Here is an 8,669-nt window from a genome sequence, read left to right as displayed (position 1 = left end):
GGGGGTCCCCGGAGGGTCTTGTCCCCCGCCCCCGCCCACACGGGGGGGGGGGGGGCCGTTCTAGTCTGGTGCGGACACACAGCGCACAACCGCACGAATCAGGAGCCATTGGATGGATCACAGCGGGCACGGCATGGACATGGACATGGACCTGCCGCCGTTCACGCTGGGGCGGGGTCTTGAACTCTCGGCCGACCCCTTTTTCCTCATCGGCAGCCTGGTGGCCCTGGCCCTCTACGGCTGGGGTGTGGCACGTCTTGTGCGGCGCGGCGACAAGTGGCCGGTGGGCCGCACGGTGTCCTTCGTGGCGGGCGTGCTGACCGTCCTGCTGGTGATGTGCACCAAGCTGAACGACTACGGCATGGTCATGTTCAGCGTGCACATGGTGCAGCACATGATCATCAGCATGCTCTCGCCGATCCTGCTCCTCCTTGGTGCCCCGATCACCCTCGCCCTGCGTGCCCTTCCGGTCGCGGGCAAGGGCCGCAAGGGCCCGCGCGAGTGGCTCCTTTGGGTGCTGCACAGCCGGTACATGCGGATCATCACGCACCCCGCGTTCACCATCCCGCTGTTCATCGCGAGCCTGTACGCGCTGTACTTCACGCCGCTCTTCGACACCCTGATGGGCTCCAAGGCGGGCCATATCGGGATGATGGTGCACTTCCTCGCGGTCGGCCTGGTCTTCTTCTGGCCGATCATGGGCGTCGACCCGGGGCCGCACCGGCCCGGCTACATCATGCGGATGCTGGAGCTCTTCGCGGGCATGCCCTTCCACGCGTTCTTCGGCATCGCGCTGATGATGGCGTCCGAGCCGATGATCGGCACCTACAAGAACCCGCCCGCCTCCCTCGGCATCGACGCACTGTCCGATCAGAGCGCCGCGGGCGGCATCGCCTGGGCGTTCAGCGAGGTGCCTTCGGTGCTTGTGCTGCTCGCGCTGCTCTTCCAGTGGTACCGCTCCGAACAGCGCCAGGCACGGCGTACGGACCGGGCCGCGGACCGTGACGGTGACAAGGAGCTGGAGGCGTACAACGCCTATCTGGCATCACTGGCCGCGCGCGGGCGCTAGCGGCGAAGGGTCTTCGCGGGTCAGGATGGTCTCAGGCCGCGGTCTTGGCGTCGAGGCGCCGGGGCTGCCGGGAGGAGGCAGGGCTATGCCTGGTTCGACGAAGACGATGGGCGTGTTCACCATCGGCGGTCTGGTCGCGGTGACGGCCTACAGCGTGGCGCTCGGGAGCAACGGCTGGCTGTGGTTCGGCTGGGTCGTGATCGGGATGCTGACCTTGGCGATGGTGCTGTCGCGCAGCACCCCCTGAGGGGCGCCGCGCGACAGCTGCGGGGCGTGCGGGGCGGGCGGCGTCAGAAGCGGAAGACGTCGCCCGTCGAGTACGTCATCGTGCAGGCGTTGTCGTACGTCTTGTGCCAGCCGACCGGGCGCCCGCGGTATGTGCCGCTCGCGCTGACGGTGACCGGTGCGTACTGCTTGGTGCAGATCCCCGACTCCGCCGGCAGCGCGGCGAAGTCGCCGCCCGCCTTCTCGATCGCCGCGCAGGCCTTCGCCGCCTGCGGATGACGGCCCGACGGCTCGGGTTCGCAGGTCAGCAGCACGCCGCGGATCCAGGTGTGCTCGGCCCCCGAGACGGTCAGGAAGAGGCCTCCTCGGTCTTGAGGGGGCAGCTCGACGGCCTGCGCGGGGGCCGCCGCGGAGAGCGCGATCAGCGCGGCGGCGGTCGTGGTGAGGGGGCGCAGGCGGGACGTGGGGCGGGACCTCATGGGACCTCCTGGGACGGGGGCGCGCTGCGGCGCCGGAGAGAGGCCAGGGCACCTCCGTCACCGGCGCTGACCAAAGGGACGCGCCGGGCGGTCACCCGTACGGGTGCGGTGCGTGGTCCGGATGGGCCGCCGGTCAGTCACTCGGGTACCCGAAGATGATCACGCCGCCCCCGTCCGGCATCCACACCGTGCACTCGTCCTCCCAGGAGATCGAGATGTCGTACTCCGATGCCTCCCCCAGCGTGATGATCTCGGCCAGGATGCTCTTGATCCGGTCCGTCCCGTATTGCGGGTTCGGGTCGATGATGTCGTTCCACCGGTACCGCAGTCGCATCCTGACCAGCGTGCCCGGCTGCACGCTCGCCTCGCGGCCGGCATGGGACTGCCCGTATTCGTGGCGGGCCTCGGCCGTGCCGTCGACGGTGAAGTCCCCCACCTCCGCGTTCGTGCCATGCAGGTACTGGTAGCCGATGATGCCCTCGCCGTTCTCCAGCTCGGCGTGGAATTTCATCGCGACCGGCACCGGCGCCTCCTGCCCCGACCTCTCCAGGGCGCGGGCGAAGGCGGCGATCTTGGGGCGCAGCTGGCCGCGCAGCAGCGCGCTGCGCTTCATGTACCGGGTCCACTCCGGTACGTCCCTGATGTGCCAGGCGCCTTCTCCGCCGAGGTAACGCCGGAGTATGGCCAGACCGGCCCAGTCGGATTCCAGGTCGCCGCCCAGACCGCGGCGCCGCGAGGTTCCGCCCTCCGGGCGGCCTCGGCGCGTGTCGTCGCGCTGGTCCCGCCTTGTCTCCTCCGCGCGGTTCTCCTCGCGGCCCTCTTCCGCGCCGCGGTCCCCTCGGCCCTGCCGTCGCAGTACCTGATGGAGTTCGTGCGTCAGGGGCGGGCGTTCGTCCCGCGCCGATGACGACCGGGCGGGTACCCCCGATGATCGCGCCGCGACGGGGGCGGCCGGGACGGGGTGGCGGTGCGCCGCCGCGGCGGACCTGGCGTACACGTTCATACGGTCAGTCGAGCGGCGTCGCATCACCGCGGCGTCACCGTCGCCGCCCGGCCCAACGCCACGGTGACGGCGGCCTGGCAGGCTGCGCTCATGCTTCCCGAGCAGCCCAGGGCCGGCGTCTGTCTGGTGCGGGTGGAGGTGCAGAGCCGTGGCGTGCTGATCACGGTGCGGACGTACGCGGACGTCGAGCGCGACACGGCGGCCGTGCGCACCTCTACGGCAGATGCCGAGACCGCCGTACAGACCGTGCGGGAGTTCTTGCTCGCCTTTCTCGCCGGGGAGCCGGAGTCCTGAGACACCCTGGTACACCGGCACTCAGCGCCCGGTGACCGGCCGGTGACGAATCCGTCCCCCGTCGCGCCGCGGCCGGCCGTTCTAGGGGGTGCGTGACCGTGCCCGACTTCCCTCAGGCAGTCATCGCGGGGGACCCTCTCCACCCGCTCCCCGTCCTGCACCTCCTCGGGGAACCGTTCGTCAGCGTCGGCGCACGCCGCATGGAGGTGCCTCGGAGCGGCAAACGCCTGCTCGTCTTCGTCGCGCTGCGCCGCGCCCGCGTGGAACGGATGTCCGCCGCCGGATCGCTGTGGCCGGTCAACGACGAGGCTCGGGCGGGCGGCAATCTGCGCTCCGCGCTGTGGCGGCTGCGGCAGATGGGCGTGCCGCTGCTCGACACCGACAAGGACGGCCTCTGCTTGCGGGCCGATGTGGTGCTCGACGTCGATGCGATCAGCCGGTGGGCCACCCGGGTCATCGAAGGGACCGCGTCCAGTGCCGAGCTGCGGATGGTGCCGCGTGACGTGGAGGCACTCGACCTGCTGCCGGGCTGGTACGAGGACTGGGCGCTGATCGAGCGCGAGCGCGTCCGGCAGCGGCTGCTGCACGCCCTTGAGGCACAGAGCAGGCAGCTGGCCCACCGGGGGCTGCACGCGGAATCCGTGGAGGCCGCGATGGCGGCGGTCTGCGCCGAGCCGCTGAGGGAGAGCGCACAGCGCGTACTGATCGAGGCGCATCTGGCCGAGGGCAACTGGATCGAGGGGCGGCGCAGCCTGGACGCGTACGCCCGGCTCCTGGACCGGGAGCTCGGTGTGCGGCCCGCGCCGGGCCTCGTCGCCCTGCTGCACCACGACGTGACGCGGCGGTGACGCGCCCCTGCTGGTCTGGAGCGATGAATACGTACGCGCCCTCTGTAGTGCGGCGCTGCGGTGGTCACACCTGCCCGCCGCAGGGCTGCGATCGGGACAAGGTGCGGCGCAGCGGCGGGGCAGGCGCCGCGCCCCCGGTGCCCGCCGGGGTGCATCAGGTGCTTACGCAGCCGGGCACGCCACTGGGGCCGGGGGTCCGCCGGACGATGGAGCGGGGCTTCGGCGCGGGGTTCGGCTCGGTGCGGGTGCACACGGGTCCGCTCGCCGCCGCCACGGCGAGCGAACTCGATGCCACGGCGTACACGGTGGGCGAGCATGTCGTCTTCGGCGCGGGCGGCTACCGGCCCGAGGAGCCCGCGGGCGCGCGCGTGCTGGCCCATGAGCTGACGCATGTACTGCAGCAGCGGGGCTCCGGCGGGGGCGCGGGCCCGGTGCGGCCGATGCGGGTCGGCGATCCCGCCGACCCCGAGGAGCGCGCGGCCGACGCGGGCGCCGAGCGGGTGCTGCGCCGCGTGTCGGACGGGATGTCCGAGGTCGGCGTCGGCGGCGGTGACAAGTCCGGCGGGGCGAGGGCGAGTTGGGACGACGCACCCCAGGCCGGCGCCCAGAGCCCGGCGAAGCAGGCCGCCGAGCAGGTGCTGCGCCGCCTGTCGGACGGGATGCCCGAGACCGGCATCCACGGGGGCGGCAAGTCCGGTGGAGCGACAGCGAGTTGGGACGAAGCACCCCAGGCCGACGCCCAGAGCCCGGCGGAACAGGCCACCGAACACGTGCTGCGGCGCCTGTCGGACGGGATGTCCGAGCCCGGCGTCGGCGGAGGCGGTGAGTCCGGTGGGGCCAGGGCGAGTTGGGACGACGCACCCCAGGCCGGCGCCCAGAGCCCGGCGGAACAAGCCGCCGAGCAGGTGCTGCGCCGCCTGTCCGACGGGATGTCCGAGCCCGGCGTCGGCGGAGGCGGTGAGTCCGGTGGGGGCGGGGCTAGCGCTGGTTGGGAGGATGTGCCGCCGGCGAGCGCCGAGAGTGAGGCGGCTCCGCTGGTGGCGCCGCGGCCGCCGACGATCGTGCCCGTGAAGGGCAGCGGTGGGGTGCGGGTGTGTGCGCGGCCGCTGCAGATCGGGCCCTTCGGCAACCATGCCTATATCGACGCGCCGCCCTTCAACTACGCGATCATCAGCCCGATGTGTCCGCAGGGCACCCTGGACAACCCGCTCACCGGCACCTCGGGCCAGAAGTGGGACAACTCCCCTGATCCTTGCGGAAAGACGCCCACCTGTCTGACCTGTGAGCCGAAGGCCGGCGTCACCTCCGTCCCCGAGTGCATGGCCGCCGCGTTCCGCGCGTACAACAACCCCAGCCACTACAAGCTCACGGGCCCCAACAGCAATACGTTCGCCGGGACGCTGGCCCGTGCCTGCTGTGCCGGAATGGATCCCAAGCCGAAGGCGCTCGGCACCTGCGTCGGCTGGGACGATGCCCCCGCGCCCTACCGTGGCGGCAAGAAGGACTGCCCGCCGGGACCCACGTGCTGAGCTTCTTCAGTACGGCCGCGGGCTGGCAGCTTTACGCGGGCGTCGGAGACCGGGGGCGTCCGCTGGCCGTGCGCCCCGGCGCACCGGCGGCGGTGCATCTCGCCCAGGACGTGTCGGGGAGGCTGTGGGCGGCGGCCGGGCCCGGCGCCGCACACCTCGTCCGCATCGCCCTGCCGGGGCTGGCACCCGAGCCCGTGCCGCGCCCCGGAGGGCGGATCGGCGCGCTCGCCGCGGCGCCGGAGGATGGCCGGCTTCTGGTGACCGCCCTGCCGCAGAGCACCCGCGACGCGGTCGAGCTACGGCTGTGGGACCGGTCGGGCTGGCGGACCATGGGCGCCGATCCGCCGCCGCACATCTCCACCTCGCTGGCCTGGCTGAGCGGGGATCTCGTCGTGTACGAGTCGGTGTACCGCCGCCTCGCGGTGCTCGTCCTCGGCGGGGAGCGCGCCGCCGAGATAACGGAGGGACGGCTTCCCGCCGTCGCCGCGCTCCGCCCCGCCTGGTACGCGGTGACGGGGCGTCGCGTGCTGGAGTTCGACGTCACCTTTCCCTACCGCCAGCACCCCGTGCGCGGGTTCCGCTTCGGTGCCGTGTCCGCGCTGTCGTTCTCGCCCGGCGGGGCGGCCTGCCTGTGGACGGAGTCCCGGTTCCCCTACCGGGTCAAGGGGTTCGGGCAGCGGCGCGGCGGGCGTCGCTTCCGGGTGCGCTCGCTCGACCGGGGGGCCGGAATCGTGTTGCCCGCGGGCCCGCGGTGACGGACGCGTGACGGGCGGCGGCGAAGCTGAGCGGTCCCGGTCGTGGAGTCGTGAAGGAGGACACGCGATGCCTGTGCAGACTTCGTATCCAGGTGTCTATGTTCAGGAGGTCCCCTCCGGCGCACACTCGATCGCCGGTGTCGCCACATCGGTTGCGGCCTTCGTGGGGCAGGCCCGCCGGGGGCCGGTGAACGTGCCGGTGCCGGTCGGCTCACTCGCGCAGTACGTACGCACCTTCGGGACGCCCTGGGACGAGGCGCGGCCCATGGGGCACGCGGTGCAGATGTTCTTCGCCAACGGCGGTTCGCAGGCCGTGGTGGTGCGGGTCGTCGGCACGGTCACCGTGGGCAACACGGTCAGCCCCGCGCCCGCCGCCTCCGTGACGCTGCTCGGCGGCACCGGCAGCCCGCCGCCCGCACGGGTCGTGCTGACCGCGCGCGGAGCGGGATCGTGGGCCAACAAGCTCGGCGGCACCGGCATGGAGGCGGTCGTCGCCTACGGCACGTCCGACAATCCGCAGGACCAGTTCGGGATCACCGTGCGGCTGCGGGGCCCCGACCCGCGTACCGGCGAATCGGCCGTGCTCGCCGAGGAGGCGTACACCGGGCTCTCGATGGCCACGGCCCATCCGCGCTTCGCGCCACGGGTGCTCGCCGACTCCGCGCTCGTCACGACCGCGCTCGCGTCCGGCGCGCAGAACACCACCGACCAGGCCGTGTCGCGCGGCATCGACATCGGTGCCTCGACGGTCAGGCTCGGGGCGGCCAACGCGACCCTGCGGGTCTCGGTCGACCACGGCCCCGCGGTCGATCTGGTGCTGCCCTTCGCGGCGCCCGCCGACCGCACCAAGACCGAGGTGCGCAACGCGATCGACGCCGCCGCCCAGGCCGCCGGCCTTCAGCTCACGTCGAAGACGAACATCCCCACGCCCGACACCCGGTTCGAGCTCACCACGACCGCCGCGGGAGGCGGGGCCGACCGCTGCGTCACCGTGCTGCCCGCGGCGCAGAACGACGCGTCGCAGACACTCGGCCTGGGCCGGGCCTGGGGCGGCATCGAGCTGTCCGGTGCGGCCGGCATCCGGCCCGACGAGACCACATCGGGGCCGATCGGATTCGCCGGCGGCGAGAACGGCGCGTTCTCCGCCGACAGCGTCGTCCCGTCGTCCGGCGTCGGCGGCATCTACGCCTTCGGCACCCTCGAATTCCCCCGGTTCAACCTACTCTGCCTGCCCGACCTGCCCGCGTCCGACCTGACGAAGCCCACGACGCTGGTGAACAACCAGAAGCTGACCGAGGCGATGGCGCACTGCACGCGCGAGCGGGCCTTCCTGATCGTCGACACACCCCGGGGCTGGCCGGTGAGCCCGGCACCCGGCCTCGGCGGACTGCCCGCGCTCGGTGAGCACGCGGCGCTCTACTATCCGCGCGTCACCATGGTCGACACCGGGCCCGGCGGCCTCCCGGTGACGCTGAGCCTGCCGCCGTGCGGGGCGGTCGCCGGGGTGATGGCCCGCACGGATGCGGGACGCGGGGTGTGGAAGGCACCCGCAGGACTCGCGGACGGGCCCCTCGCGGGCATCGCCGGGCTCGACGTGCCCACCGACGACGCGCTGTCCGGCGTACTGAACCCGCGAGGCGTCAATGTGCTGCGTACGTTCCCGGGGGCGGGGGCCGTGGTGTGGGGCGCGCGGACGCTCAAGGGGGCCGACACCCAGAGCTCGGACTTCAAGTACGTACCGGTGCGGCGGCTGACGGACTTCATCGCGGGATCGCTCTATCTGGGCACGCAGTTCGCGGTGTTCGAGCCCAACGACCCCGATCTGTGGACCCAGTTGAGGCTCACGGTGACGTCCTTCCTGCGCACGCTCTTCGAGCAGGGGGCGTTCCAGCAGAGTACGAGCCGTGCCGAGGGCGACAGCTTCTTCGTGACCTGCGACGAGACCGTCAATCCGCAGTCGGAGATCGATCTGGGCCGGGTCAATGTCGTCGTCGGGTTCGCACCGCTGAAGCCCGCGGAGTTCGTGATCGTGACGATCACTCAGATCTCGCGACTGGAGGCATGACGTGGCGCCCTTCAAGGTCGGCGGCGTCGACCGCTTCGACCCCTACAAGAGCTTCATGTTCCGTGTGCTGTGGGACGGGCGCACGGTGGCAGGACTGTCCAAGATGGGCCCGCTGAGCCGCAAGACCACGGTGGTCGCCCACCGGGACGGCTCCGATCCGGCTCGGCAGCGCAAGAGCCCCGGGGTGACCAGCTACGACGACGTGACCCTGGAGCGCGGGGTGACCCTTGACCGGGAGTTCGAGGCCTGGGCGAACAAGGTGCACGCCACCGGCAGCCCGATGTCGCTCAAGGACTTCCGCAAGGATGTCGTGGTCGACCTCTACAACGAAGCCCAGCAGAAGGTCCTTTCGTACAAGCTCAACCGGTGCTGGGTCTCGGAGTACACGGCGCTCCCCCAGCT

General features: G+C 72.0%; 10 protein-coding genes. 8 read left to right on the top strand and 2 right to left on the bottom strand.

What is annotated here, in order from left to right; all coding sequences use genetic code 11:
* Positions 1-112 precede the first annotated feature (112 nt).
* Entirely contained in the window at positions 113-1,069 is a 957-nt protein-coding gene (locus ACFWY6_RS32275) for a cytochrome c oxidase assembly protein (RefSeq protein WP_384697930.1), read from the top strand.
* An 85-nt stretch (positions 1,070-1,154) separates the two neighbouring features.
* The gene (locus ACFWY6_RS32270) at positions 1,155-1,316 is read left to right on the top strand and encodes a hypothetical protein (RefSeq protein ID WP_167828718.1); all 162 of its coding nucleotides are present in this window, start codon (positions 1,155-1,157) and stop codon (positions 1,314-1,316) included.
* Positions 1,317-1,359: 43 nt separating this feature from the next.
* On the opposite strand, the gene ACFWY6_RS32265 is transcribed toward ACFWY6_RS32270, so the two are convergent.
* Both ACFWY6_RS32265 and ACFWY6_RS32260 read right to left on the bottom strand, forming a co-directional pair.
* Positions 1,360-1,773, bottom strand: coding sequence for an SSI family serine proteinase inhibitor (locus ACFWY6_RS32265; protein ID WP_384697926.1), 414 nt, complete (start codon positions 1,771-1,773; stop codon positions 1,360-1,362).
* Between the two features lie 133 nt (positions 1,774-1,906).
* On the bottom strand, positions 1,907-2,776 hold the full coding sequence (locus ACFWY6_RS32260; RefSeq protein WP_384697923.1) for a hypothetical protein: 870 nt from the start codon (positions 2,774-2,776) through the stop codon (positions 1,907-1,909).
* Between the two features lie 90 nt (positions 2,777-2,866).
* On the opposite strand from ACFWY6_RS32260, the gene ACFWY6_RS32255 reads away from it, so the two are divergent.
* From ACFWY6_RS32255 to ACFWY6_RS32230, 6 genes are all read left to right on the top strand, one after another.
* Complete coding sequence (locus ACFWY6_RS32255; RefSeq protein WP_384697920.1) at positions 2,867-3,070, top strand: hypothetical protein; 204 nt, start codon at positions 2,867-2,869, stop codon at positions 3,068-3,070.
* Between the two features lie 98 nt (positions 3,071-3,168).
* Positions 3,169-3,918, top strand: a complete 750-nt coding sequence (locus ACFWY6_RS32250; protein WP_384697917.1) for a BTAD domain-containing putative transcriptional regulator — start codon at positions 3,169-3,171, stop codon at positions 3,916-3,918.
* A gap of 158 nt (positions 3,919-4,076) precedes the next feature.
* Positions 4,077-5,447: a DUF4157 domain-containing protein gene (locus ACFWY6_RS32245; protein ID WP_384697915.1), complete on the top strand. Its 1,371-nt coding sequence runs from the start codon at positions 4,077-4,079 to the stop codon at positions 5,445-5,447.
* Positions 5,441-6,202, top strand: coding sequence for a hypothetical protein (locus ACFWY6_RS32240; protein ID WP_384697912.1), 762 nt, complete (start codon positions 5,441-5,443; stop codon positions 6,200-6,202). The genes ACFWY6_RS32245 and ACFWY6_RS32240 overlap by 7 nt, the downstream gene beginning before the upstream one ends.
* Positions 6,203-6,269: 67 nt before the next feature.
* Positions 6,270-8,267 (top strand): phage tail sheath family protein, encoded by a 1,998-nt coding sequence (locus ACFWY6_RS32235; protein WP_384697909.1) that lies wholly within the window; start codon positions 6,270-6,272, stop codon positions 8,265-8,267.
* A 1-nt stretch (position 8,268) separates the two neighbouring features.
* A partial coding sequence (locus tag ACFWY6_RS32230) for a phage tail protein (protein ID WP_384697906.1) occupies positions 8,269-8,669 on the top strand: 401 nt, incomplete at its 3' end.

This window comes from Streptomyces sp. NPDC059037, assembly GCF_042740015.1.
Lineage (GTDB): Bacteria > Actinomycetota > Actinomycetes > Streptomycetales > Streptomycetaceae > Streptomyces.
This window is presented reverse-complemented; position numbering and strand designations above follow the sequence as displayed.